The 24,395-nt window shown below is 69.3% G+C and carries 23 protein-coding genes; 19 read left to right on the top strand and 4 right to left on the bottom strand.

What is annotated here, in order from left to right:
* The first annotated feature begins 118 nt into the window (after positions 1-118).
* The 8 genes from AB8M85_RS09915 to AB8M85_RS09880 all read left to right on the top strand — a co-directional run bounded on the left by AB8M85_RS09915 (position 119) and on the right by AB8M85_RS09880 (position 8,825).
* The gene (locus tag AB8M85_RS09915; protein WP_372698649.1) at positions 119-1,177 is read left to right on the top strand and encodes an MBL fold metallo-hydrolase; all 1,059 of its coding nucleotides are present in this window, start codon (positions 119-121) and stop codon (positions 1,175-1,177) included.
* Positions 1,174-2,712 carry an MFS transporter gene (locus AB8M85_RS09910; RefSeq protein WP_372698648.1) on the top strand — a complete coding sequence of 513 codons (1,539 nt, stop codon included), beginning with the start codon at positions 1,174-1,176 and terminating at the stop codon, positions 2,710-2,712. The genes AB8M85_RS09915 and AB8M85_RS09910 overlap by 4 nt, the downstream gene beginning before the upstream one ends.
* Before the next feature lie 249 nt (positions 2,713-2,961).
* Positions 2,962-3,123 carry a hypothetical protein gene (locus AB8M85_RS09905; protein ID WP_372698647.1) on the top strand — a complete coding sequence of 54 codons (162 nt, stop codon included), beginning with the start codon at positions 2,962-2,964 and terminating at the stop codon, positions 3,121-3,123.
* An 18-nt stretch (positions 3,124-3,141) separates the two neighbouring features.
* Positions 3,142-3,783 carry a LysE family translocator gene (locus tag AB8M85_RS09900; protein ID WP_372698646.1) on the top strand — a complete coding sequence of 214 codons (642 nt, stop codon included), beginning with the start codon at positions 3,142-3,144 and terminating at the stop codon, positions 3,781-3,783.
* A 559-nt stretch (positions 3,784-4,342) separates the two neighbouring features.
* Positions 4,343-5,368 carry a S1C family serine protease gene (locus AB8M85_RS09895; protein ID WP_372698645.1) on the top strand — a complete coding sequence of 342 codons (1,026 nt, stop codon included), beginning with the start codon at positions 4,343-4,345 and terminating at the stop codon, positions 5,366-5,368.
* 31 nt (positions 5,369-5,399) lie between these two features.
* A complete protein-coding gene (locus AB8M85_RS09890) occupies positions 5,400-5,765 on the top strand; it encodes a TfoX/Sxy family protein (protein WP_372699079.1) in 366 nt (121 codons plus the stop codon).
* Positions 5,766-5,880: 115 nt separating this feature from the next.
* A complete protein-coding gene (locus tag AB8M85_RS09885) occupies positions 5,881-7,032 on the top strand; it encodes a hypothetical protein (protein ID WP_372698644.1) in 1,152 nt (383 codons plus the stop codon).
* 140 nt (positions 7,033-7,172) lie between these two features.
* Positions 7,173-8,825 carry a Na+/H+ antiporter gene (locus AB8M85_RS09880; RefSeq protein ID WP_372698643.1) on the top strand — a complete coding sequence of 551 codons (1,653 nt, stop codon included), beginning with the start codon at positions 7,173-7,175 and terminating at the stop codon, positions 8,823-8,825.
* Here the strand turns inward: AB8M85_RS09880 and AB8M85_RS09875 are convergent.
* Both AB8M85_RS09875 and AB8M85_RS09870 read right to left on the bottom strand, forming a co-directional pair.
* Positions 8,822-10,072 carry a CynX/NimT family MFS transporter gene (locus AB8M85_RS09875; RefSeq protein WP_372698642.1) on the bottom strand — a complete coding sequence of 417 codons (1,251 nt, stop codon included), beginning with the start codon at positions 10,070-10,072 and terminating at the stop codon, positions 8,822-8,824. The two genes, AB8M85_RS09880 and AB8M85_RS09875, sit on opposite strands and share 4 nt — an antisense overlap.
* A complete protein-coding gene (locus tag AB8M85_RS09870) occupies positions 10,069-11,307 on the bottom strand; it encodes a multidrug effflux MFS transporter (protein WP_372698641.1) in 1,239 nt (412 codons plus the stop codon). Before AB8M85_RS09870 ends, AB8M85_RS09875 begins: the two co-directional genes overlap by 4 nt.
* Before the next feature lie 216 nt (positions 11,308-11,523).
* On the opposite strand from AB8M85_RS09870, the gene AB8M85_RS09865 reads away from it, so the two are divergent.
* The 8 genes from AB8M85_RS09865 (at position 11,524) to AB8M85_RS09830 (ending at position 19,760) form a co-directional block, all read left to right on the top strand.
* Entirely contained in the window at positions 11,524-12,660 is a 1,137-nt protein-coding gene (locus tag AB8M85_RS09865; protein WP_372698640.1) for a Rieske 2Fe-2S domain-containing protein, read from the top strand.
* A gap of 17 nt (positions 12,661-12,677) precedes the next feature.
* Entirely contained in the window at positions 12,678-13,703 is a 1,026-nt protein-coding gene (locus AB8M85_RS09860) for a 2Fe-2S iron-sulfur cluster-binding protein (protein WP_372698639.1), read from the top strand.
* A gap of 27 nt (positions 13,704-13,730) precedes the next feature.
* A complete protein-coding gene (locus tag AB8M85_RS09855; protein ID WP_372698638.1) occupies positions 13,731-15,116 on the top strand; it encodes an MFS transporter in 1,386 nt (461 codons plus the stop codon).
* 107 nt (positions 15,117-15,223) lie between these two features.
* Positions 15,224-15,706, top strand: a complete 483-nt coding sequence (locus AB8M85_RS09850; protein ID WP_372698637.1) for a pyridoxamine 5'-phosphate oxidase family protein — start codon at positions 15,224-15,226, stop codon at positions 15,704-15,706.
* Between the two features lie 238 nt (positions 15,707-15,944).
* Positions 15,945-16,460 (top strand): MarR family winged helix-turn-helix transcriptional regulator, encoded by a 516-nt coding sequence (locus tag AB8M85_RS09845; protein ID WP_372698636.1) that lies wholly within the window; start codon positions 15,945-15,947, stop codon positions 16,458-16,460.
* Entirely contained in the window at positions 16,457-17,242 is a 786-nt protein-coding gene (locus tag AB8M85_RS09840) for an SDR family oxidoreductase (protein ID WP_372698635.1), read from the top strand. The genes AB8M85_RS09845 and AB8M85_RS09840 overlap by 4 nt, the downstream gene beginning before the upstream one ends.
* Positions 17,243-17,325: 83 nt before the next feature.
* Positions 17,326-17,868 (top strand): GNAT family N-acetyltransferase, encoded by a 543-nt coding sequence (locus tag AB8M85_RS09835; RefSeq protein ID WP_372698634.1) that lies wholly within the window; start codon positions 17,326-17,328, stop codon positions 17,866-17,868.
* Positions 17,869-18,386: 518 nt separating this feature from the next.
* Positions 18,387-19,760, top strand: a complete 1,374-nt coding sequence (locus AB8M85_RS09830) for an FAD-binding oxidoreductase (protein ID WP_372698633.1) — start codon at positions 18,387-18,389, stop codon at positions 19,758-19,760.
* A gap of 3 nt (positions 19,761-19,763) precedes the next feature.
* On the opposite strand, the gene AB8M85_RS09825 is transcribed toward AB8M85_RS09830, so the two are convergent.
* Positions 19,764-20,513 (bottom strand): SDR family oxidoreductase, encoded by a 750-nt coding sequence (locus tag AB8M85_RS09825; protein ID WP_372698632.1) that lies wholly within the window; start codon positions 20,511-20,513, stop codon positions 19,764-19,766.
* A gap of 154 nt (positions 20,514-20,667) precedes the next feature.
* Here AB8M85_RS09825 and AB8M85_RS09820 point away from each other — a divergent pair, with 154 nt between their 5' ends.
* A complete protein-coding gene (locus AB8M85_RS09820) occupies positions 20,668-21,006 on the top strand; it encodes a YnfA family protein (RefSeq protein ID WP_372698631.1) in 339 nt (112 codons plus the stop codon).
* An 18-nt stretch (positions 21,007-21,024) separates the two neighbouring features.
* Here the strand turns inward: AB8M85_RS09820 and AB8M85_RS09815 are convergent, their stop codons facing one another.
* Positions 21,025-22,263 (bottom strand): acyl-CoA dehydrogenase family protein, encoded by a 1,239-nt coding sequence (locus tag AB8M85_RS09815; RefSeq protein WP_372698630.1) that lies wholly within the window; start codon positions 22,261-22,263, stop codon positions 21,025-21,027.
* A 288-nt stretch (positions 22,264-22,551) separates the two neighbouring features.
* Between AB8M85_RS09815 and AB8M85_RS09810 the strand changes: the two genes are divergently transcribed.
* Positions 22,552-23,844: an acyl-CoA dehydrogenase family protein gene (locus AB8M85_RS09810; protein ID WP_372698629.1), complete on the top strand. Its 1,293-nt coding sequence runs from the start codon at positions 22,552-22,554 to the stop codon at positions 23,842-23,844.
* 25 nt (positions 23,845-23,869) lie between these two features.
* On the top strand, positions 23,870-24,244 hold the full coding sequence (locus AB8M85_RS09805; RefSeq protein ID WP_372698628.1) for a VOC family protein: 375 nt from the start codon (positions 23,870-23,872) through the stop codon (positions 24,242-24,244).
* Positions 24,245-24,395: the final 151 nt, after the last annotated feature.

The following is a 24,395-nucleotide window of genomic DNA, read 5'->3' as shown; positions in this document are numbered from 1 at the left end:
TCAGAAACGGTCCATATGATGGGCGTCACATCCGGTGTCGTGCTCCGTCCCGCCGGTGCGGCCGCCGCTATCGGGTCGCCGAAAGAGAATCCCATCCATTCAGCTGAAGGGCCATTCCATGAGCAGCAACCAGCACGAGGGCATGACGGTTCATGCTCTGGGGACCGGAGGGGGCCCCATCGTCTCGGGCACCCGCGCCGGGACCAGCACGGCCATCCGGGTCGACGGCGCCACCTACGTCGTCGACTGCGGCATGGGAAGCATCCGCAACTACCGCTCCTCCTGTGCCTGGGGCGAACTGCGCGGCATTTTCCTGACGCACCACCACTCGGACCACGTGTACGACCTGGGATCCTTCCTCGTCACCGGCTGGCAGGTCCCGGGGGAGAGCTTCTCCCGCCCCGTCCAGGTCTGGGGACCGGGCCGACCCGAGCGGATCCCGGCCGAAAACGACCAGCACGCCCGCCAGGTCGACGCCCGCACCGCAGGACGCACCATGGCCGGGACGCAGGAGATGGTCGACGCGCTGCTGGACCGGGTCTTCGCCTCCGACATCGCCATCCGGATGTCCGACGAGGGCCGTGACGACCCGCACCAGTGGGTGTCCGGCCACGACATCGCCGTTCCCGCGCGGGCCGGTGCCGACCCGGTCACCGCCCGCCACCCCCGGATGGACCCGTTCGAGGTCTACCGGGACGAGCTGGTCACCATCAAGGCCATCCTCGTGGACCACCGGCTGTGCTACCCCGCCTTCGCCTTCCGCATCGAGAGTGCCCACGGCTCGGTCGTCGTGTCCGGCGACACGGCCCCCTCCGAGAACCTCATCCGGCTGGCCCGCGGCGCCGACCTGCTCCTGCACGAGGTCATGGACCTCGAGGCCATCCTGGCCACGCTGCCCGACGGCCCGACGCGCTCGGGCATCGAGGTGCACCTGCGCGAATCCCACACCCCCTACGACCAGGTGGGCCACATCGCCCGGAAGGCCGGCGTCGGCCGGCTCGTCCTGCACCACATCGTGCCCAACACCCCCGGTGCCGCCGACACGACGCGCATGGCGGAAGTCGCCGGCGCGGACTTCGGCGCCCCGGTGCAGGTGGCCGAGGACAACGACGTGTTCGGCATCGGCACTCCCGTCGCCTCCACCCAATGCGACCTGGCCGGGGTGGTGGGAGCATGAGCGCCCCGTCGACCCAGCAGGCCACGCCCGAGCCGCTGCCCCCGTACACGCTGCGCGCGGCCGTCGCGAACCGGCGCATGAACCGGCGCGCCTGGATCATCACCTCGCTGCTGGTCGTCTTCCAGATCATCAACTTCGCCGACAAGGCGGTCCTGGGCCTCGTGGCCGAACCGGCCATGCGCGAACTGCACCTCACGGCGGGCCAGTTCGGCTTCATCGGCAGCGCCTTCTTCTTCCTCTTCGCCATCGCCGCCATCGGCGTAGGCTTCCTCGCCGGCAAGGTGCCGACCCGCTGGATCCTGCTGGTGGCCGGCATCAGCTGGGCGATTCTGCAGTTCCCGATGCTCTTCGGCGGCGGCGCGGCGATCCTGCTGGTGACCCGCATCCTGCTCGGCGGCGCCGAGGGGCCGGCCACCCCCATCACCCTGCAGCACGTCCATGGCTGGTTCCCGGCCAAGGAACGCGGCCTGCCCAGCAGCATGGTGGCCATCGGCTCCACGCTCGGGCCCATCATCGCGGCCCCGATCCTGGCCTGGGTCATCGCCCACCCCGACCTCGGCTGGCGCTGGGCGTTCGGGGTGCTGGGCATCGTCGGGCTTCTCTGGTCCGCCGCCTGGTTCCTGATCGGCCGGGACGGCCCCTACAGCCATTCGGCCACGAAGCCCGGCGGTGAGTTCGCCGTCGACACCGAACCGGATGCCGGACCGGCCACCGCGCCGGCGGCCGCCTCCCCGGCGGGGTCCACGACCCCAGCGGAGCCAGCGGCTCCGGCTGCAGAGCCTGCCCCGGCGCCGGAGAACCTTCGCGGCAGCGTCGCCGACATCTCCGACCTGCTCGGCATCGTGCCGATCCTTCGCATCATCGGCAGCCGCATGTTCATCGTCGCCGTCCTCGCCGGAGCCGGCTGCTTCTGGGCCCAGGGGTTCCTGACCACCTGGTCGCCGAAGTACCTCTCCGCCGTCGTCGAGCTCTCCCCGGAGGCGATCGGCCTGGTCTCGACGTTCCCCTGGGTCATCGGCGCCCTGGCCCTGCTGGTCCTGGGGTATGCCTCCCGCTTCCTGATGCGCCGCGGCGTCACCGTCCGGTGGGCGCTGGGAGCCCTCTTCGGTGCCACCCTGCTGGTCTCCGGGCTCTGCTTCCTCGTGCTTCCCCGTGTCGAGGGCCCGGCCGCCGTCGCCGTCCTGACCGTCGGCGCCGGCCTGGCCATGATCTACCCGCTGGCACCGACCGCGGTCGCCTTCAGTGTCTGCTCGCGCCAGCGGGCCGCGGTGATGGCCACGCTGACCGCGTTCGCCTCGATCGGCGGGGTCATCGCCCCGTTGATGGTCGGGCTGCTCATGGACGGGGCCGGCTACCTGCCCACCCCGAAGGGCCAGCCCATCCCCGCGGCCATGATCGAGGCGCTGACCAGCGGCATGAACAGCGCGTTCTGGATGATCGGGATCTACCTGCTCGTCGTCGGAGCGGCCAGTGTGCTGCTGCTGAACCCCGACCGCACGGCGCGCCGGCTGCAAGGCTTCACCTACCACGGCTGAGCTCCCCGGCAGGACAGGCGGCCATGGCCTTCCGGGGCGGGCACCGAGACGATCGGTGACCGCCCCGGTTGCGTGTTCCCACGGGGTTCCCGAATCCGGGGCCGCCGGCTGTGCCCAACGGCACGCATGACGCGGCGGGTCATGTACCGGCCGGTACGCAGGGGCGGGACTACCGTTGGAGCACGGGGCCGTTCCGCAACGGGAGCGGCCACCGCACCGACAAGCCGACCACTGGGGAGGGTGCCTGCCATGCTGTTCACGATCATCGGAAACGTTGTCGCCCTGGGAGCGGTCGCCGCCCTGGTGTCCGCCGTCGTCAAGAAGGACCGGGCCAGCCGCGACACCGCGACGCCCGCTGGAGGCCCGGAGGGCCCCGACCACCAGAAGACGACGGCGGGGCGCAGCGCCTGACCCGCTAGACTCGCCGGTGTGAGCATCGACCAGGCCCTGCTGTCCTTTGCCGTCGTCGCCGCCCTGCTGACGATCATCCCGGGACTCGACACCGTCCTGGTGCTGCGCTCCTCGATCAGCCAGGGCCACCTGCACGGATACGCCACCGCGCTGGGCATCAACGCCGGCGCCGTGGCCTGGGGCATCGCCGCCGCCGTCGGCGCCTCGGCCCTGCTGGCCGCCTCCGAAACCGCGTTCACCGTGCTCAAGCTTGCCGGCGCCCTGTACATGGCCTGGCTGGGGGCGACCATGCTCTGGCGCTCCTTCAGCCGCACGCCCGCCGCGGTGGTCCGCGACCAGCCGGCATCCAGACGTCGCGGCGGCTTGCTGGTCTCCTGGGCCAAGGACGCGGGGACGAACCTGCTCAACCCCAAGGTCGGGGTCTTCTACATCGCGATGATCCCGCAGTTCATCCCCGAGGGGACCTCCACGCTGCTGATGGGCGTCGCGCTCGCCGGCGTGCACAACCTGCTCGGCCTGGCCTGGTTCTCGCTGATCATCAACGGCACCCACCTGGTGCGCGGGACGTTCCAGCGCCATGGTTTCATCCGCTGGACCGACCGCGTGACCGGTACCGCCCTCATCGGATTCGGTGCCTCGCTGGTGATCAAGAGCCGGTAGGGGGCGCCGGCCGCAGGGGTGGTCCGATGCGCCGCCGAGACCTTTTCCCGTCCAGCACGACGTCGGGATCCTACGTAGGGGAATCGGCTCTGGGACGCTGCCGAAACAAGTACCTGGACTCGGACAGGCGGGGAGCTGTGCAGTGAATTTGGGGTAGTCCAATCGTGCCCGTTTCACGGTGGGCGTGCGTATGCTGGCCAAAATTCACGACCGGCTGCGGTAGGCGCGGCCTGGGCCCTGAGATGGAGGCACCATGGCAGCCACGCAATGCCGCCAACGCATAGTCCACGGCATCGCGCTCGGTATGGTGGTCGGAATGACCGCCACTGGCTGCGTCGTCCTGAATCCGGAACCGAAGGGTGCCGAGGTCACACCTCCGCAGTCCTCCACAAGCGCGCTTCCCTCGTCCGCGTCTCCTGCACCGGTCTCCCAGGTCGCGGCGCCCACCACTCCGTCGACTCCTCCGTTGACGCCGGCCCCGAAAACGACCACGCCTGCCCCCTCGCCCTCTGCGCCTGCTCCAACCTGGCCGGAGACCGCCAAGGACGTGCAAAACGGTGTGGCCCGCCTCCAGACGACCAGTTGCGACGCCGACGGGCAGTGGTCCGGCAGCGGCACGGGATTCCTGGTGGCCGACGACCTCCTGGTCACCGCCGCACATGTGGTCAAGGACGCCTCCACCATCACCGCCGTCGTTGACGGCCACTTGACCGGGGTGGAGGTCCTCGGCAGCAACAACGTCGCCGATGTCGCCCTGTTGCGGATGACCCGCGCCTCCAAGGGCCACATCTTCAGCTTTGCAGCGGAAGACCCCCCGGTCGGCACGGCAGTGGCGGCACTGGGCTTTCCTCACCAGCAGGAACTGTCCTTCAGCCAGGGGACCGTGAGCGGTCTCAATCGGGAATTCGTCCGCGCGGGCGCACGCCAGAGCCATCTGATCCAAACGGATACACCGACTAACCCCGGCAACAGCGGGGGCCCCATGATCACCATCGACGGCTCCGTTGCCGGGATCATCGTGAGCAAGTTCGATGACACGGAAACCAGGTCCATTGAAGGGCTCGGCTTCGCCGTCTCTGCCACACGGGCCGCGGCAGCAGTCAAAGAGTGGGAAGAACGGGCCGTTCCCATTGACCTGAAACCGTGCACCGGTGATGAGTCCGAATCGGTGGAATTCGCAACTAGAATCACCTCCGAGCACGACCAGGCCGAGAATATCGCGCAGACCCTGCAGGCCCACGGCCAAGGCATCAACGATGGCGCTTACGCGGCCGCCTTCAACTTGTTCACCCCGCAATTCCAGCAACGCGCCGGAGGCCTGGAGACATGGTCCAGTGGACTGGCCACGACCGTCTGGCTCGACCTCGACGTCAAGGACGTCGCGGGGCATGGCAACGATGTGAAGGCCACGGTCCAGATGGTGTCGCAGCAGGCGGCCGACGATGCCCCCGAGGCACCCGGCGCACCGCAAACCTGCTCGGTGTGGAACATCGAGTACTCCATGCACTGGGACGGCATCCAGTGGCTCATCGGCGGCAACCGTCGGATCGGCGGGCCGCCAGTCGCCTGCGAGTTCGGCGATTGAGGGCCGAAGCGGGGCGGGGACGGTGAGCGCCATGTCCCCGGGGCAGGCCGTGCTCGTCGGCCGCCTTCGCGGCCTGCTCTCCGGGGAACCGACCGTGCGGGAGGTCCCGATGTTCGGAGGTCGGGCGTTCATGGTCAACGACCGGCTGGTCGTCAGCGCCCAGCAGGACGGGTCCCTGCTGGTGCGCGCGGATCCCGCCCGCCACGACGAGTTGCTGGCCCGCGCGGGGGCAACCCAGGCGGTTATGGGGGCGGCCCGGACCATGGGCCCCGGGTGGATCACCGTCGCCCCGGATACGGTAGTGGATGACGGCATCCTGGCCTCGTGGGTCGACGTGGCGAGGCAGCACCACCGGACCCCACGTCCCCCCGAAGGCGGCGGTGCCAAAATGTTATGAACCCCGTTCCGCGGAAGCCGCGTCCGGTGCCATATGCTACTGCCAGCCGGTCGCCGAAACGCCCCGGCGTCGTGCATATTGGGGGAGCCCCGGCTCCATGGGAGAAGGGGCCGCCATGCGCAGGTCACCCGTCGTCGTTGCCCTGCTGGCCGTGCTGTCGGCAAGCCTCGTCGTGGCGCTGGGCACCGGGCCCGCGGTCGCCACCGCGCCCACCGGATTGCCGGCCGGCACCGTCCAGGCGGCCGCCACTCCCGCCCCCGCCCTGGCGATCTCCTCGGTCTCGCCGCGGCACCAGATCACCAAGTACTTCACCATCCGCGGCGCCACCCGAACCGGTGACCGCGTCCTGCTCCAGCTCCGCTCCGGGACGACATGGACGACCGTTTCCACCCGCATCCTGAGAAGCCCGGCCACCAGCACCCGGGCCAGCTACCGGTTCAAGCGCGAGGGCTCGGCCAGCTTCCGTGCCGTCCTCGTCCGCGCGGGCCAGACCGTCGCCGCCACCACCGCCCGGGCGGCCACTTACCGGCGCGTGGCCACCGAGGCCTGGACCAACGCCGCCGACAACCGCCTGTTCACCCGGATCGGCGGCCGGATTGCCGCGGGCGAGCGCACCACGGACACCGTCGTCGTCTTCGGCCAGTTCGGCCGCCGCACCATCTCGCTGCAGGTCCTGCGTGGCACGAAGTGGACCACGATTGCCCGCCACACCACCTCGGCTCCCGGCTACGGAACTGCGCGCTTCTCGACCCCCGCCACGACCGCGACGGTGACCCGCAAGTACCGCTACCAGGTTTCGGGCACGACGGCGGAGCGCGGCGTCACCTCGCGGGTCACCACGGTGCGCCACATGAACCCGCGGGACTACCGCGGCGCGGTCCGCACCGCCTACAACTACATGAAGGGCTACTGCCCGCGCCAGGTCATCACCCTGTCCTCCAACCCGCGGCAGGACACCAGCTACTCCACCTACCCGAACATGCAGATCGAGCTCGCCCGCACGCTGGTCCCCGGCAGGACGATGCAGTACATCGCCCTGCACGAATGCGCGCACATCCGCACGTTCAAGGTCTACGGGGATTCGATCGGTTCAGGGGAGAAGCGGCTGGACAAGATCTACGGCAAGGGCAAGGGCGTCGAGATGCTCGCCGATTGCATGGCCTACCGGATGGGTGCCGACAAGCGCTTCGGCGGCTCCTACACCACGCGGTGCACGGGGAGCCGTGGCACCGCGGCGGCGAGGGTGCTGGCGGGCAAGAAGGCGTAGGGGTTGTCGGCCGCAAGGGGCGGAAACCTTCGCCAAGGGGCTTTCCGCGTCGATGACGCGCTGGGTTGTCGCCCTGGGCCGGTTCGGACATACTCGGATGGCGCCGCATATGGTGCCGCCGCTTGTTTGAAGGGAGCCTCGTGGAAGGACTGGAAACCACCGTCCTGTTGGGACTCTCCGTCCTCCTCGGCGCCGTGCTGGCGCCGCGGCTGCGGGTAGCCGGCCCGCTGTTGCTGCTGGCCTGTGGCCTGCTGCTGGGGTTCGTGCCGGCGCTGCGGGACATCGAACTGCCGCCGGAGACCGTGCTGCTGCTCTTCCTGCCCGTCATGCTGTTCTGGGAGAGCCTGACCAGCTCGTTGCGTTCGATCCGGCGCGACATCAGGGGGATCGTGCTGCTGAGCACGCTGTTGGTGGCGGTCACCGCGTGGGCGGTCGCCGTCGTCGCGCACTGGATGGGCCTGCCCTGGGAGGCTGCGCTGATCCTCGGGGCCGCCGTCGCCCCACCTGATGCCACCGCCGTTGCCGCGCTGGGGCGCATGATGCCGCAACGGAACTTCATGCTGCTCAAGGCCGAAAGCCTGACCAATGACGGTACTGCACTGGTCGTGTATTCGCTGGCGGTCGGCATGGCCGTGGGCGGCCACTATTCGCCCTGGGACGTCACCGGTCTGGTCCTGTTGTCCTATGTGGGGGGCATAGTCGCCGGAGCCGCCGTGGCGGGACTGGCCTACCTGGCGATGCGCCGGATGCGCGAGTCGCTGACGATCAACATCGCCCTGTTGCTCATCCCCTTCGCTGCCTTCCTGGTGGCCGAGGCGGTCGGCGCCTCCGGCGTGCTCGCCGTCGTGGTGGCGGGTCTCATCGTCTCCTTTGCCTCCCCGCACATCAGCACCGCGGCTTCGCGCCAGCAGACCGAATCGGTGTGGCCGCTGGGTTCCTACCTGCTCAACGGGTCGCTGTTCGTCCTCGTGGGACTGCAAGTCCAGGCGGTGGCGCGGGGCATCGCCGTCGCGGAGGTCGGATGGTTGGTCGTGGTCATCGTCGCCGTCTGGGTGACACTGCTGCTGGTGCGCTTCATCTTCCAAACCGCTTCCATCATGCTGGCGCGCCTCGTGGCCCGTGGTGCATCCCGCCACCAGCCCCGCATGACCTACCGGGCCAGGATCGTCAGCACCGCCGCCGGCTTCCGCGGTGCGATTTCCCTGGCGATCGCCCTGTCGGTGCCGCTGGTGGACGAGTCCGGGGCCCCACTGGCCGGCCGGCCGGAGATCGTGTTCGTCGCCGCCGGCGTCGTGGTCCTCACCCTGGTCGTCCAGGGCCCGCTGCTTCCCGTGGTGATCCGCTGGGCCCGCCTGCCCGCCGACACCGCGGGGGAGGAGGAACTGCGGCTCGCCCAACGGGAAATCACCCACGCCGCGCTCGGCTCCCTCGACGAGCTGGCCGCGGAACACCGCGTCAGCGATGGCGTCCGCGACCGGATCCGCAGGGACAACGACGAGCACCTCGAACACACCCAGGCCCTGGGGGAAGCCGAGGCGGCCGTCCGCCAGGACGGGTCCCTCGACGGGGCGGAAACCGCCGACCTGATCACCGAGGACGCCGCCTCGCGATCCGCCGCCACGGCCCGGCACCTGGAGTTCACGGACCTGCAGCTTGCGCTGATCGAGCGCAAGCGGGAGGTACTTCTCAGGCTCTGCCGCGAGGGGGAAGTCGATGACCTGGTGGCCCGGGAGCTTCAAACCCGGTTGGACGTGGAGGAACTGCGGCTGACCGGAACCGATCCTATTGGCTAGCGGTGCTCGGAGAGCCGGGTGGCCAGCAGGGTGCCGACCGCAAACGCCAGCGTGGAGGCCAGCACGAGCAGCAGCGGCACGGTCCACCCCCCGGTGAGGGTGTTCAGCAAGCCGGCCAGCGGCGGGGCCGCGGTGGCAGCGAGGTAACCGCCACCCTGGATGCGGGCCGAGGCAAAGGCCGCCTCGGCGTCGTTGTGGGAGATGCGGGGGATGACCGAGAAGATCGCCGTGAACCCGCCGCCCTGGGCGATCCCGCCGATGATCGACCAGGCCACGAACGCCTGCGGTGCGGCCAGCAGGCCCACCGGCAGGATGATCCACAGTGCGGCGATGACCGCGGCGGCCACCCAGAGCCGCGTCCGCGCCGCCAGCAGGGGCACGCCGAAGGCCCCGATGATGGCCGCGACCTGGAACAACGACGCCGAGGCACCGGAGGACGAGGGGGCCAGCCCGCGCGTCTCGGTCAGCAGCAGCGGCAGCCAGGCGGTGGTGGCGTAGTAGGCGGCCGACTGGCCGCAGAAGGCGAAGACCAGCAGTGCCGTGATCCGCCGGGTGTGCGACGAGCGGTTTGCGGTAGCGGACACAGCCGACGCGGCGGTGGCCGCCTGTACCGACGCGGCCTCACCGCTGGTGCCGGCGCCAGCCGGCGTCCGCTCCGGTTCCGGCGGGACCGCGACGGGTGCGCTGCGCCGTCGGAACAGCCAATAGGCCAGCCCCAGGGTGGTGACCAGCGACCAGGCGGCGATCGCCCACCTCCAGCCTGCGGCGCCGGCCAGCGGCGCGGTGCCCAGCAGGACCGCCATCGAGCCGACGTTCATCGTCGCTGAATAGGCGCCCGTGACCGCTCCGACCTTGTTCCACGGCACGTCGCGGCGGATCAGCACGGGCACGGCGATGTTGCCCAGCGTCATCGCGGCCCCGATCAGCGCGGTGCCGGCCAGCACCACCGCCGCCGGGCCGAGCGAGCGCAGGATGGTGCCGGCCAGGATCCCGGCCAGGCAGAGCACCACGGTCGTCTCGGGACCGCGGCGGCGGATGGTCCGGGTGGCCAGTGGGGTGGCGATCGCGAAGAGCAGCACCGGCAGCCCGGTCAGCAGCCCGGCGCCGGCGGCCGAGAGCCCGGTGCCCTCGCGGATCTGGGCGATCACCGCGGTGGGGGCGATGATCGGCGCGCGCAGGCTCAACGCCACCATGACGATCCCGGCGATGACCCAGGGCAGCGCCGAACGCCCGCCCGCGCGGGTCATGCCGCGCTCCCGTCCGGTACCGGGTGCCCCGGGTGGAAGCGGTCGCGGGTGGCGAACAGGGCACCGGCCGCTAAAAGCGAGGACCCGAGCAGGACTAGCCCCAGCGGCACGGCGCTGGTGCCCCCGCCGAGTCCGCCCAGCGGGGAGACGATGGCGCCCAGCGTGAACTGGGCGCCGCCGAGCCAGGCGGAGCCGCTGCCGGAGACGTGCCGGACCTCGGCCAGGGCCAGCGACGTCGTGTTGCCCATGACGAAGCCGATGCAGCAGGTCGTCAGGAACAGCAGCGCCGCCAGGGTCCAGCCCGGCGCACCGAGCACGGCGCAGAGCGTGAACGCCGTTCCGGTGGCGAGAAGCGTGGTCACCGCCACGGTGACGGTACGGCGCAGCGGGATGCGGGTGGCCAGCCGGGCGGAGACGAGCCCGCAGGCCATCATGCCGAGCGCGTTGGCCCCGAAGAGCAGCGCGAAGACGGTGGGGGAGAGCCCGATGATGCCCTGGTAGATGAACGGCGAGGCCGAGATATAACCCATGAGGATTCCGAACGAGGCACCGAACAGGATGATGTAGCCGACGAAGCGGCGGTGCCGGATCGCCTCGGCCAGCCCGCCGAAGAGGTGCCCGGTGCGCCGTCGTTCGACGGGCAGCGACTCCCGGACCTGCCACAGTGCGCCGAGGAGCATCAGCGCCGCCATCACGGTGATCGCCCACAGCACCGCCCGCCAGCCGGCCAGGGTGAAGACCAGGCTGCCCACGTTCGGGGCCAGCGCCGGGGCCACGCCGGAAATGGTCATCATGATGGAGAACAGCCGCGCGGCCTGCCCGCCGACGGCGCGGTCGGACACCACGGCACGGGAGAGCACGACGCCGGCTGCCGCACTCACGCCCTGCAGGAACCTGGCTCCGATCAACAGTTCGATGGTGGGGGCCAGCGCGACCGCCACCGAGGAGAGCACGAACACCGAGGAACCGATCAGCAGCGGACGGATCCGCCCGAACCGGTCCGAGAGCGGGCCGAAGAACAGCTGCCCTGCACCCATGCCCAGCAGGAACCCGGTCAGGGTCAGCTGGATGGTGGAGGCGCCGACGTCGAATTCGCGGGCCATCTCGGGGAAGGCGGGCAGGTAGAGGTCGGTGGCCACCGGGCCGGCCATTGTCAGCAGGCCGAGGGTGACCAGCAGCATCGGCGGGAAGAGGGTGGGCGCGCCCGGAGCTGGGGTCATTCGGCGCTCGGGCATGGAGACGATGCTATCGCCGACCGTGGACCGGCGGCATCATCGGCGTGCCCGTGTGACGGGGTGCCCAGCGTTCCGTAGCCGGACCGTGCCCGGATGCCGAGCCTTGCCAACTAACTATGAACATAGTTATTCTGTGGTTCACGCCACAAATAGCTATCTGCATAGGTAGTCTGCGGCGCGCCGCCCGTTCCGCCCGAGCCCCGAAGGGAACATCCCATGACCGCCGTCGTCGCCCCGCGCACCCCTCATGCCCCCACGCCCGACGAATCCGCCGGCTCCACCACCGCCAAGGTCTTCAACTACCCGCTCAACGCCTGGTACGTCGCGGCCTGGGACCACGAGGTGACACGCAAGCCGATGGCACGGCGCATCGCCAACCAGCCGCTGGCGCTTTTCCGGACCGAGGACGGGCGGGCCGCCGCGCTCGCCGACGCCTGCTGGCACCGGCTGGCCCCGCTCTCGATGGGCAAGACGGTCGGGGCGGACGGCATCCAGTGCCCCTACCACGGCATCGTCTACAACTCCGCGGGCCGCTGCGTCTCCATGCCCGCCCAGGAGACCATCAACCCCAGTGCGACCGTGCCGTCCTATCCCGTCGTCGAGCGCTACCGCTACGTGTGGGTGTGGCTCGGCGACCCGACCCAGGCGGACCCCGACCTGGTGCCGGACATGTCGCAGATGAGTTCGGATGAGTGGGCCGGTGACGGCGAGACCATCCACGCCGCCTGCAACTACCAGCTGATCCTGGACAACCTGATGGACCTCACCCACGAGGAATTCGTCCACGCCTCCTCGATCGGCCAGGAGGAACTCAGTGATTCCGAATTCGAGACCACCCACGACGGCAACACGGTCACCGTCTCGCGCTGGATGTTCGACATCGACGCTCCGCCGTTCTGGCTGAAGAACATGCGCGACAAGTTCCCCGGCTTCACCGGCAAGGTCGACCGCTGGCAGATCATCCACTTCGAGGCGCCGGGGACCATCAGGATCGACGTCGGCGTGGCCAAGGCCGGCACAGGAGCGCACGACGGTGACCGGAGCCAGGGCGTCAACGGGTACGTCATGAACACCATCACCCCGGAAACCGACAGGACCTCGCACTACTTCTGGGCGTTCATGCGCAATTACCGGCTGGAGAGCCAGCTGATCACCACCCAGCTGCGCGATGGCGTCCACGGGGTCTTCGGCGAGGACGAGGTCATGCTCAAGGCCCAGCAGGACGCCATCGACGCGAACCCGGACCACCAGTTCTACAGCCTGAACATCGACGCCGGAGGCATGTGGGTGCGCCGGATCCTGGAAAAGATGCTCGCCGCCGAGGGCCGCCCGGCCGCGATCACGCAGAAGTAGCGGGGGGACGAACCACCATGGCAGTGAACAACACCGAGGTTTGGCAGGACGCCGTCGTCGTCGAAACCCGCGACGTCGCGGCGGGCATCTGCCGCATCGTCCTGGAACCCGAGCACCCGGTCGCCGCGGAGCCCGGTTCCCACCTCGATGTCACGGTCCAGATCGACGGGGAGCCGGCCGCCCGCTCATACTCCATCGTCGAATCCCGTGACGGCGGACGTCGACTGGCCATCAGCGTCTTCCAGGCACCGGCTTCACGCGGCGGGTCCATCTACATGCACACCCTGCAGGCGGGTGACCGGCTGCGGATCACCCAGCCGATGCAGAACTTCCCGCTGCGCGTCGGGGCGCCACGCTACGTCCTGCTCGCCGGTGGCATCGGGATCACGGCGATCCTCGACATGGCCCGGATCCTCAAGTCGATCAAGGCCGAGTACCGCCTGGTCTACGCCGGCCGCAGCCGGAACGCCATGGCCTATCTCGCCGACCTCGAGGCCGAGCACGGTGACCGCCTCGCCGTCCACGTCGACGACGAGGGCACGGCCCTGGAGGTGCCCGACCTCATCGCCTCCGTGGATGCGGCCACCGAGCTGTACATGTGCGGGCCCATCCGGCTCATGGATGCAGTCCGCCGCGGCTGGACGGATGCCGGTCTGGATGCGCCCAACCTGCGCTACGAGACGTTCGGCAACTCGGGCTGGTACGACCCGGAGGAGTTCACCGTGCGCATCCCGCGGCTCGACATCGAGGCGACCGTCGGCAAGGGCCGCTCCATGCTCGAGGCGCTCGAGGACGCCGGCGTCGAGATGATGTTCGACTGCCGCAAGGGCGAATGCGGGCTCTGCCAGGTCAAGATCCTCGAGCTCGACGGCGCCGTCGACCACCGCGACGTCTTCTACAGCAAGCGGCAGCAGGACGCCGGGTCGCAGATGTGCGTCTGCGTTTCCCGGGTCGCCCGACCTGCCACAGCCGACGGCTCCGAGACCGGCGATGTGCCGGCCTGTGCCCACCGCCCCGCCGTCGTCACCCTCGACGTCGGCTAGACACCCACCAGATACCAAGGAACCCCCATGACCCTGCGGCAACGCCTCGATGCGTCCCCCATGTCCCCTTACCAGTGGTTGATCATCGGCGTCTGCACCTTCCTCAACGCCCTGGACGGATTCGACGTCCTGGCGATGGCCTTCACCGCCAACCAGGTCTCCGGCGAATTTGCCCTCAGCGGCTCCGAGTTGGGCATGCTCCTGAGTTCCGGGCTGGTCGGAATGGCCATCGGCTCCCTGGTGCTGGCACCATTCGCCGATGTCATCGGGCGCAGGAACATGCTCATTGCGACGACGGCGCTCGCCGCCTTCGGCATGTTCATGTCCTCCACCGCCGATGACGCGCTGCAACTCGGCGGCTGGCGCGTGGTCACTGGTCTCGGGGTTGGCGGGATCCTCGCCTGCACGAATGTACTTGCCAGCGAATACGCCAGCGCGCGGTGGCGCGGCATGGCCGTCAGCATCTACACCGCCGGGTACGGCGTCGGTGCGACACTCGGCGGAATGGCGGCCGTCGTCCTGCAAGCCGATCACGGATGGCGATCAGTCTTCGTCTTCGGCGGCATCTGCACCACCGTAGCGCTGGTCCTCGTGCTGGCCTTCGTTCCCGAATCGGTCGACTTCCTGGTCACCCGGCGCCCGCACCGGGCCACGGCGCAGATCGCCGCCGTCGGTGCCAAGATCCGCCAGCCCGACCTGGTTCGGCTCGCCGCTGCTTCATGGGGCGGACCCGCCGACTCCTCGACCGGATCCGGGCAAGGGGATCCCCGAACCGGCAGGGGCCGAACGGTCCATGCATTGTTCTCCCCTTCGAACCGTCGCACGACGCTGCTGATCTGGGTCGCCTTCTTCGCCACCATGTTCGGGTTCTACTTCGTCAATAGCTGGACGCCGAAACTACTGGTCACCGCCGGGATGACGGAAAGCCAGGGGGTAGTCGGCGGGCTGATGCTCACCTTGGGAGGCACCTTCGGGTCGCTGTTCTTCGGTGCACTCACCACGAAGTGGAGCTCCCGCAAGGTCCTGCTGGTGTTCACAGTGCTCTCCTCGATCACCATGGTCCTGTTCATCTCAGCAGTGGGCATCCTTGCCTTGGCCTTCGCTGCGGGGATCATCGTGGGCATGTTGATCAACGGTTGCATCGCCGGCCTCTACACCATCACGCCCACCTCGTACGGGGTCTCCATGCGAAGCACGGGCGTCGGTTGGGCAATCGGCATCGGCCGCATCGGCGCGATCTTCGCACCTCTGGCCGCTGGGGCACTGCTGGACGCCGCATGGACGGCCGGCCAGCTGTACCTCGGGGTGGGAGCAGTCGTCCTCGTTGCCGCAGTTGCCGTGGGGATGCTGCGGCCACCGGCGGGCGCGTCGCAGTCTGAGGGCGATCGCGTCGAGGTCCCCGCCCGCAGGTAGCCGGGCGAGGGGGTTGCGCGTTCCCGTGACGGTGCCACCGCGGAACCGTAGCGTGGAGTGTGTGCCCCCGGGGGCTCCACGAACACCACAGAGGAAGGTTGAATCCGATGACCCAGAACGAACAGACCGGACATTTGGCCGAGCTGCTGAAGGACGCCTCCATCGCCATGCTGACCACCGTCTCCCCCGAGGACAAGCTCATCAGCCGGCCGATGGCCATCCAGAAAACCGAGTTCGACGGCGATCTCTGGTTTATCTTCTCCGAGGACTCGCCGAAGGCCGAACAGATCAGGGACGAAGCGGAAGTGAACGTCAACTTCGAGTCGAAGCACACCTGGGTGTCCCTCTCGGGGCGCGGCCGCATCGTCCATGACCGGGCCAAGCTGGAGGAAAATTGGAGCACCGCCGTCGACGCGTGGTTCCCGGACGGCATCGACACGCCTGGCGTCGCACTGCTGAAGGTCGAGGCGGAATCCGCGCAGTACTGGGAGGCCAAGGGCGGACCGGTCAAAATGGCCATGGAACTGCTCAAGGCCCGCGGTTCGGACCACCAGCCCGACATCGGCCGGTCCAAGAAGGTCGAGCTGTAACGGGGCAACGCCTCGTCCCCCGGGCGGAGGGGTGGTCCACGGCTAGTGCCGTGGGCCGCTTTTTTGGTTGGGTCCGGCGGTATCCCGCTTCCAAAATTTAGTGTCCTGAAGACACCAGATAGTCGTATACTGTCTTCAAGACATCAAATCGATCTGAAGGCGTGAGGACCACGTGGCCATGCAGTCTCCTCCACTGGGGAAAGAAAAAGCACCGGAAGGCGAGCCGGCGGGACATGCTGTGGGGGAGTATCGGTCGCTGCTGATTTCATCGCTCACCCGGGTGCTGGGTGAGTGGACAGCCCCCGAATTCCTTTCCAGTGTCGTCGCCCGCGAAGGCATCCACCTGGACCCGCCGGCCATCGTCGTCGTCACGATCCTGGCCCAGGACGGCCCGCAACGCCCGTCCAGCCTGGCAGCGCGTCTGGTGACCGGGGCGTCGAACATCAGCAAGATCATCAAGCGGCTCGGGGAAACCGGGCTCGCCGTCCGGGGAGCGGACCCCCAGGACGCCCGCGCGCACCTGGTCCGGCTCACCCCCGCGGGCCACCAGATTGCCTCGGCCTTCGTCAGGGCCGGTGACGGACTTGTCGACGAACTCCTCGCCGGCTGGAACGAAGCCGACCGGCTGGCCTTCGTCTCGCTGCTGCAACGCTTCGAAGCCGCCACCGTCCGGCTGTCCGCCCAGCTTTCCGCCGACGCGGCGTCTGCGTCCACCGGGGAAGAACCCCACCAACCGCAAGGAGAACAACCATGAGCCGCACCTACGTCATCACCGGAGCCGGGTCCGGCATCGGGGCCGCCACCGCACGGCTGCTGCACGACCGAGGCGAAACTGTCATCGGCGTCGATCTCAAGGGCTCGGACATCAACGCGGACCTCAGTACACCCGAGGGCCGCGACTCGGCGGCCGAACGTGCCATCCAACTGGCCGACGGATCCGTGGATGCGGTCATCGCGTGCGCAGGCATCTCGATGCCACGGCCCCTCACCGTCAAGGTCAACTACTTCGGGGTCACCGAGTTCCTGAACCAGCTGGCACCTGTGCTGGCCCAGAGCACCGCGCCGCGCGCCGTGGTCGTGAGCTCCATGGCGTCGTTGCAGCCGAACTCTCCCGAACTCGTGGACGCGCTGCTGGCCGGCGATGAAGCGAAGGCCGTCGCGATCGGCACCGCGCTCGCCGAGGCCGGTCCGGCACAGGGGTACCTCAACTACCCCTCCAGCAAGCGTGCGCTGTCCCGGTGGGTGCGCCGCGAATCCATCACCGCGCGCTGGGCCGGGGCCGGCATCCCGCTCAACGCCATCGCACCGGGGACCGTCATTTCCCCCATGACCACCGAGTTGCTCTCCACCCCGGAAGGTCGCGAACTCACGGACAAACACGTGCCCATGCCGCTGAACTACCACTCCGAACCCATCGTCCTGGCCCGCCTGCTGGCCTGGCTGACCAGCGAGGAGAACACGCACGTCACCGGTCAGACGATCTACGCGGATGGCGGCGCGGACGCCTCACTCCGCGGCGACAACATCTGGGATTAGGAACAAGACGACGCCGGTGCCTCCTTTCGACGGTGGCACCGGCGTCGTCCTGCCGGGAGCGGGCTCGCGGTAGCATCGAGCACGTGATCCCCGCCATCGAGTTGTCCGCCGGCATCCAGCTGCGAACGCTGGAGCAGCAGGATGCCGAGAGGCTTGCCGCGGCGCACCGGCTCAATCGCGAGTACCTCTCGCCGTGGGAACCCCATCGTGCGCCGGCCTTCTACACGGCTGACGGCCAAGTCGAGGCGATCAAGCGCCAGGTCCGCGACCGGGAGATCGGTAGGTCGCTGCCGCTGGTGCTGGCGACGACCGATGAGATCATCGGCCAGACGACTCTCTCGGGGATCACGCACGGGGCCTTCGACAGTGCCGCGCTGGGATACTGGATCGACGAACGCTACCAGGGGCGCGGGCTGATGACATCGGCGCTCTCCGCGCTCGTCGAGCTGTCCCGGTCCGTCCTCGGCCTGCACCGGCTGGAAGCGCAGACGCTGCCCGGCAACGCCGCCTCGCGCCACCTGCTCGGCAAGCTCGGCTTCGAGAGGATCGGCTACGCCCCGCGCTATCTGCGCATCGCCGGCGACTGGCAGGACCACGTGCTGTACCAGCTGATCCTGCGGGACTGACTGCAATCGGCTCTCCCGCCCGTCGTCGGGCATCCCTCGAGTCGTTGCCCGTGCGTTCGAAGCAGTTGTCCTATGGCCCGCGCCCGCGAAAACCGAAAGCGCGTGCCTCATCCATAGTGCTCGCGAACGCACTCGTCTTGACTTGCCACACAGCCGGCTCGTTAATGAGGCATGCGCCACATTGCCCTTGGCCCCAGTGGGCCGGACCTGTGCGCCCAGCCTGCGGACGCAGGCCGCTCACCGGCGGCACTGTCGCGTCCATGACACCCGAGCCGGCGATCCTCCAGTGAGACCGCCTGGCCGGGCATCGATCCGTTCTGGGCCTCCGGTGATTGCCGCAAGTGACAACGTCGCATCCACCCGTGCATGAATTCCCGCGACCGCACGAGCCTTCACCCCAGCGCGAAACGACGGGCAGCGGGACGACCTGCTTCCGACCCGCCCGCAAACGCGACGTCCCACCCCGGGAGCACGTCGTACTCAAAGCGCAAAAGATCAGCACCATCGAGGAACCTGCCATGACCACCACCCTGGAATCAAACGCCGACGACTTGCGCTCCCACGTCCGCGGAGCCGTGCGTCTTGCCAGCGAAGGCGGGTTCGATGCCGCCTGCCGCGGCTTCAACCTCGCGCGCCAGCACCGACCGGAGATGGTCGTCGTCGCCGCTTCGGACGACGACATCGTCGTCGCCGTCCGGCATGCTGCCCGGCATGACCTGCGGGTCCACGTGCACGCGACCGCACACGGCATCGGCGTTCCGGCCGACGGCGGCCTTCTGATCAACACCTCGATGCTGCAGGACCTGTCCGTGGACGCGGAACGCCGCACCGCGCGGGTCTCTGCCGGTGTCCGCTGGCACCAGGTCATCGAGGCCGCCGCCGGGCACGGCCTGGCCCCGTTGAACGGGTCCTCGCCGACCGTCGGGGTGGTGGGGTACACGCTGGGCTGCGGCCTGGGCCCGATGGGGCGTACCTTCGGTTTCGCCGCCGACCACGTCCGCGGCGCACAACTGGTCACGGCCGCGGGCGAACTCCTGGAGGTCGACGCAGACAGCAACCCGGAACTCTTCTGGGCGCTGCGCGGTGGAAAGTGCGAAGTCGGCATCGTCACCGGCCTCGAATTCGACCTCATGCCCGTCCGGGACGTCCTGGGCGGTGCGGTCTTCTTCCCCGGCGATGCCGCACCCGTGCTGCTCCATGCCTACGCCGGGTGGGCGGCCACGCTGCCCGAGAACACCACCACATCGATCGCCCTGCTGCGGATGCCCGACGCCGAGGCCATCCCCGCGTCGCTGCGCGGACGCCTTTCGGTCCATCTCCGTTTTGTGCACGTCGGCTCCGATACGGAGGGGCAGGCTCTGCTGGCCCCGATGCTCGGCCTCTGCGACCCGCTGGGGGACATGGTCGGGCGGATGCCGTATGCCGCGATCGGCTCGGTGCACCAGGACCCGCTGGACCCGTCGCCGGTGTGGGACGCGTCGACCCTAGTGGACGGGCTGCCGGCCGAGGCCATCGACGCCTTGCTGGCCACCGCCGGGCCAGATGTCGAGGTCCCACTGCTCCTCGCCGAGATCAGGCAGTTGGGCGGAGCATTGTCTCGCCAACCCGAACAGGCGAATGCCATCGGCGGGCGGGACGCGGCATTCTCGGTCTACGTGGTGGGGCCCGATCTGCCGGAGCTGCATGATGTCGTGGAATCCGCGGGGAAAGCGGTCCTGGCAGCCATGGAGCCGTGGAGCACCGGGCACACCCAGATCAACTTCGCCGGCTCGGATACCACGCCGGAGTCGGTCCGGCGGGCCTGGTCCGCCGAGAGCACCCAGCGGTTGCGGACCGTCAAACGGGCCATGGATCCGGATGGGAGGTTCCGTTTCGCCTTCAGCATCGACTGACGTTCAGCTGCCCGGCGCGTACTTCTCCTGCACGTAGTGCGCGAAGGTCTGGCGGCCGAAGGGTTCCCCGGGCACCAGATTCGCACCGGCGTCGAGCCCCCGGAAGGCCTCCAGAAACGGCAGACGGACTTGGAGGCAGGGCCGTTTGCCGCCGCGTGCATCCCGCCACTGCCGGTAGAGCTGCCCGATGCCCACCTGTTCCGGCCCGCCGATGTCGTCGACGCGGCCTCGGGGGCCGCCGGCCGCGAGTTCGGCGAGCCGGCCGGCAACCTCGGGTACGGCGATGGTCTGGAAACGGGCCGCGGGGGCGATGACGACCGGCATGCGGCGTTGCGCGTTGAAGAGCTGGTCGATGAGGGTATGGAACTGCGTGGCGCGTTGGATGGTCAGCGGCACTCCGGAGGCCCGCGCGATCTTCTCGATCTCCACACGTTGGTCGTAGTAGGGCATGGGGATGTCCTCGATGCCGACGATCGAGATGAGCACCATGTGCCCGACCCCGGCGCGTTGGGCGGCGGCGGTCAGGTTCCTCGCCAACCGCAGGTCCTTCGCCCCGCCGGTCTGGGCGCAGTGCACGATCGTCTCGACCCTGTCCAGCGCTTGGTCCAGGCCCTGGGCGGTGAACAGGTCGGCGTGCACCAGGCCGTTGCGGCCCGTGCTGGAGCTGCCCCGGGCCGCGTGGCCGGCGGCTTGGAGGGCAGCGAGCGTCGGGGCGCCGAGCTGGCCGGTGGCCCCCGTGACGAGGATGGCCATGGTGGTCCTTTCACCGTGTGCCGCGGGCGTGCGCCGCGGGATGGATGCCACCAGTCTGCCGCCGCGAACCGGTTCGCGGTAACGCCCGCCCTGCGACGGGGCCGTTCCGGGAGCAACAGCACCGTCGCAGGGCGGGGTGGGGAAGACTGGGACCATGAACATCACCAAATCGGTTGTCCTCTTCGCACTGGCGGCCATCGCCGAGATCGGCGGTGCCTGGCTGATCTGGCAGACCGTGCGCGAGGACAGGGCCTGGTGGCTGGCCGGGCTCGGCGTCATGGCCCTGGGAGCCTATGGCTTCGTGGCGACCCTGCAGCCGGAGGCGAACTTCGGGCGCATCCTCGCCGCCTACGGGGGAGTGTTCGTGGCCGGGTCGCTGGCGTGGGGCATGGCGCTGGACGGGTTCCGTCCCGACCGCTGGGACGTCATCGGGGCGATGATCTGCCTGGCCGGCGTCGCGGTCATCATGTTCATGCCCCGCGACGCCACCTGAGACCGCCGGCGGCCAAGCTCAGGTGTACCAGGACGGTTCGGGCAGGCGGCCGATGAGCTCGTACTCGCCGACCTCCCGGCGCTTGTGCGCCACCGGATCGTGCAGCGAGTGCGTCCGGATGTTGCGCCAGTAGAGGTCCAGGCCGACCGTGTTGGAGCTGGCGCGGGCCCCGGTGAGCTCGAAGATCCGGTTCGTGGTCTCCAGGGCCACGTCGTTGGCGACCTGCTTGGCCGCGGCGATCCGCACCGCCACCCGACCGCGCTGTTCGGTGGTCAGGTCCTCGCGCGGGGCGTGCAGCAGGGCCGACAGTTCGGCATCCACCGCCTCGGCCAGGGCCTGCCCCGCCCAGAGTCGGGAGCGCAGTTCACCGTAGCTGGCCAGGATGTAGGGGTCCTGGGTGGCCGACTCCTTCGGATCCGACCCGTACGGCCAGGCCCGGGTGGTCTCGCGCGTGTAGGTTCCGGCCGACGCCAGGGCGCCCTCGGCGATGCCCAGGTAGATCGCGGTGAAGATCTGCTGGATCAGCGGGACGTTCAACGTATTGTAGACCAGCGGCTGGAATTCCTTGTCGACGTAACCGGCTGCCTCGGCCCAGGTGACTTCGACGCCGGCGATGTCGACTCCACCCGATTCGGAGAGCCGTTGGCCCAGGTTGTCCCAATCGCCACGGAAGGTGATCGCCTCCTGCGCCACCGGAACGATCGCGAAGACGTGCTCCCCGGCCGGCAGCGTGCCCTCCAGGACCACCAGGTCGGCGACCCGGGCCCCAGTGCTGAAGGACTTGCCGCCGGTGAACACCAGCGTCTCGCCGCGTTCCTCGATCGCCAGGTCGTTGTCGCGGGGGTTCACCGCCCCGCCGAAGAACAGGTTGGCGGTGGTGTAGAGCTCCTCGACGGCCGCGATCTGCCCCTCGGTGCCGACCAACCGCACGGCCCAGGCCCACAGCAGGTGGTAGCCCAGCAGCTGCCCGATCGACGCGTCCCCTGCGGAGACGGCCCGGATGGCGCGCAATGCAGTCGTCCACTCCTGCCCGCCGCCGCCATGTTCGGCAGGGCCGACGAGGGTCGTGAGTCCGGAGTCCTTGAGCAGTTGGACCTCGGCGGACGGCTTGGCCCCGGCACGGTCGCGTTCGAGCGCGTCGAGGGCCAGGATGGCGGAGACCTCTTCGGCGCGGGCGATCCACCCGGCGGCGGTGGACGGCTCCTCCCGCCCGGACCAGGGCGAGGTGGCCAGTGCTTCGGCGAGCGTGGCAGTCATGGGGTGTTCCCTTCGTCTGGGGCGTCGGGCGCCCGTCGTCATCGGTGCACCCCACGCTAGGAATCCCCGGGGGCGCGGGACAGCAGATGACCGGGGTGGACGTCCCGTGTCCGAATGTGACCGGGCTTGACGCGGAAAAGACACAGGACGACGGCGGCACCCGCGGATTGAGGCCATTCGCCCGTCACATCGCGTCACCGGCCGTCATCCGCCGTCAAGGTGCCCGCGCACCCGCGGAACGCGACTAGTTTCGGCAGCAGCAGCCACGAACCATCGCCAGGAGGACCCATGACCCAGCAGACCGCCGAACGCACCAACGTGCCCTACCAGGAGCTGGCCGCCCGCTTCCGCCCGATTTTCGGACGCATCGCCGCGGGGGCCTCCCGGCGGGAAAAGGACCACGAGCTGCCCGCCGCCCAGATCCGCGAGCTGGCCGACGCCGGTTTCGGCGCCCTGCGCGTGCCCGTCGAGCACGGTGGCCTCGGGGCTTCGCTGCCGCAGCTCTTCGCGCTGCTGACCGAGCTGGCCGCCGCCGATTCGAACATTCCGCAGGCCCTGCGCGCCCATTTCGCCTTCGCCGAGGACCGCATCCTCGCCGAGCCCGGGCCGGGGCGTGACGTCTGGCTGGAACGATTCGTGCGCGGGGAGCTCGTCGGCAACTCCTGGACGGAGGTCGGCGCCGTGGAGGTGGGACAGGTGCAGACGAAAGTCGTTCCCGCCCCGGATCTGGGCCCGGGCCAGTTCCGCGTCAACGGGACCAAGTACTACTCCACCGGCAGCATCTTCGCCGACTGGATCGACGTCTACTCCGAGCGCACCGACACCTCCACCCGCATCATCGCCGCGGTGAATGCCCACCAGCCCGGCGTCACACACGGCGACGACTGGGACGGCTTCGGCCAGCAGACCACCGGCTCCGGGACCTCCACCTTCGCAGACGCCGTGGTGCCGGAAGAGAACCTCATCGACTTCGACACCCGGTTCAAATACCAGACGGCGTTCTACCAGGCGGTGTTGCTCGTCGTGCAGGCCGGCAGCATCCGGGCGGCCCAGCGCGAGTTCTCGGACGAGGTCCGCGCGCGGACCCGAACTTTCAGCCACGCCGCCGCACCGGTGTGGCGCGAGGACCCGCAGATCCTGCAGGTCATCGGCGAACTGGCCGCCGCCGGGTTCGCCGGGGAGGCCATTGTCGACAAGGTCGCCGCCGCCCTGCAGGACGCCCACGATGCCGCACTCGGGCTGCGGGCCGGACACCTCACGCTTGAGCAGGAGGAACAGGTGAACGACGCCGCGGAACTCGCTTCGGCGGAGGCCCAGGTGGCGCTGACACCGCTGTCCGTCAACGCGATCTCGCACGCCTTCGACGCGTTGGCCGCCTCGGCGACGTCCACGGCGAAGAACCTGGACCGCCACTGGCGCAATGCCCGCACCGTGGGCAACCACAACCCCTACGTCTTCAAGGCGCGCCTGGTCGGGGACCTGTCGGTCAACGGAACGGCCTTGCCCCGCGTCTGGGCGATCGGGGCGTCCGCGGCGGCGCCCCCGCGCACGCCCCTGGCGGGCCCGAACCCGGCGCGTTGACGACAACTCAACGACGGGAGAAACCATGACAGCCACGTTCAACCACACCATCATCGCCGCGCTCGACCGCACCGCCTCCGCCCGCCTCTACCTGGACCTGCTGGAGGCCACCGAGACCGTCTTCTGGGGACCGTTCACCAACATCATGCTGGAGGCAGGGGTGATGCTGCAGCTCGCCGAGCCGCCGATGGACATCCAGATGCAGCACTACGCGTTCCTGGTCGACGACGACCACTTCGACCGGGCCCTGGCCCTTCGGGGCGAACGCGGGATCGAGTACTGGGCCGATCCGCAGTTGCAACTGAACGGTCGGACCAACACCGAGAACGGCGGACGGGGCTTCTACGTCCAGGACCCCGCCGGCCACGGAATCGAACTGATCACCCGCCCGTACCTCTGAGTGGCCGGACTCGCGGGCCGTCCGCGGCAACAGGGGCATGGCGTCCGGGAAAACGTCGGAATGAGCGGCTCTTTCGGTCACTTTCCCGGACATCGACCCCGCACGGCCCGGCGCTACCTTCCATCTGCCGGGACCGGCAACCACACCCAGG

Source organism: Arthrobacter sp. JSM 101049, assembly GCF_041679245.1.
GTDB lineage: Bacteria > Actinomycetota > Actinomycetes > Actinomycetales > Micrococcaceae > Arthrobacter_H.
The sequence above is the reverse complement of the archived record's forward strand: the minus strand, read 5'-3'. Positions and strand labels throughout refer to the sequence as shown.